Genomic DNA, 1477 nt, shown 5'->3' with positions numbered 1-1477 from the left:
TGCATTGTTTCTGAAAAGTCAAGTAAATTTTAAAAATACTTTTGTAGTCCCAGGTATTTTATGCAGCTGTTGATTTTCTCTTTCGATTGAGTCGTTTTCTTCTATCAATTGCTGACTGATGTTTCTTCTTTCGTTCATCTATAATTTCATCGGCTTTGCCGTTATATTTTTGATCTGGTGTTACAAACTCTATACCCTGGTGCAGTCTTTCAGAATTGTATTGCTCAATGAAATTCTCTATATCTTCTCTGGCTTCATAAAAGCTCTGATATTTTTCCTGAGCATATACATTTTCATACTTGATTGTCTTGTGGAAAACTTCAATTTTCCCGTTTGTCTCTGGATGTTTTACAGCTGTTCTGATGTGCTTAATCTCCCATTCTTCAAGGAATTCGGTAAAAGATTTAGACACAAGCTGGGTGCCATTATCACTTACAAGTGCTGGCCTGCTGACAGGATCTGCTTCAAATATACCTGCTTTAAACATGGCTCTACTAAGGACCCGCTGCATATCGTCTGCAGTCATAGTTTGAGAGAGCTCTCCATGTATGATTTTACGAGAGTACCCATCAAGAACACAGATTAAATAAGCATGGGTATTTTTTACAGGGATATAGCTAATATCGGTATGCCACATTTTGTTTGGTTGATCAACTTTAATTTTACCGTCTGCATTTTTCTTTTTATGATATTCCTGTTCAGGAATAAGACCAGCGTCTTTAAGCACCCGATATGTACTGGATGCTGATACATAGACAATGTCATCATCCATCATCTTTTTAGTAAGCTTTCTATGACGCTGATCTGGGTGTTTAAGAGCATAATCTATTATTGCCTGCTTTTCTTCATCTAAAAGGCTGTGAGGGCACGAAGCAGGGGTAGACTTATGATTTTTAAGCCCTTCCATACCGTCAGCTTCATAGCGTTTTCTCCAGCTATAGTAACGCCAGGAATTAAGTTTTAATTTTTCGCAGGTTGTTTTAACGGGCAGAGTGGATTCTTCCACAATATCCATTAGTTTTCTTTTTTCATCTGCTGCAAGCCAGTCATTTTTGATTTCACCATGCAGTCCTATTTGTCGTTTTTTTTTAGAATCTGCAGTTCACAGGTTTGTTCTACCAGAGTCTGTTTTAGTTTATCGACTTCATCTTTAAGTTTCTGTTTTTCAGGATCTTTTTTCTTTTTGTTTCTAAAGACTTTACCTGCAGAACCAATAAGTCTTTTTTTCCACTGATAAAACTGACTCTCATAAATACCATGTTTGCGGCAGGTCTCAGAGATATTATCATTCTGAAGACCTTCAAGAACAATTTCCATTTTTTCTTCAGGTGAGCGTTTAGTATTTTTACTCATAATTATCTCCCTTTCTGGTTATTATTTTGAAGGAAGAAAACGACCATGTCAAATTAGCTGGCATAATTTAAATTACTACAAAAAACTTTTGGAAATCTCTTTGACGGGCTTAAAAACATTATAT

The 1477-nt window shown here is 36.0% G+C and carries 2 protein-coding genes; both read right to left on the bottom strand.

Annotated elements, in window-relative coordinates; all coding sequences use genetic code 11:
• Positions 1 to 58 precede the first annotated feature (58 nt).
• Positions 59 to 1057 carry an IS3 family transposase gene (locus DFR80_RS15110; protein WP_255417075.1) on the bottom strand — a complete coding sequence of 333 codons (999 nt, stop codon included), beginning with the start codon at positions 1055 to 1057 and terminating at the stop codon, positions 59 to 61.
• A gap of 14 nt (positions 1058 to 1071) precedes the next feature.
• Positions 1072 to 1353 carry a transposase gene (locus DFR80_RS15105; RefSeq protein ID WP_089723283.1) on the bottom strand — a complete coding sequence of 94 codons (282 nt, stop codon included), beginning with the start codon at positions 1351 to 1353 and terminating at the stop codon, positions 1072 to 1074.
• Positions 1354 to 1477 lie beyond the last annotated feature (124 nt).

It is taken from the genome of Halanaerobium sp. ST460_2HS_T2, from assembly GCF_003337665.1.
GTDB lineage: Bacteria > Bacillota > Halanaerobiia > Halanaerobiales > Halanaerobiaceae > Halanaerobium > Halanaerobium kushneri.
The sequence above is the reverse complement of the archived record's forward strand: the minus strand, read 5'-3'. Positions and strand labels throughout refer to the sequence as shown.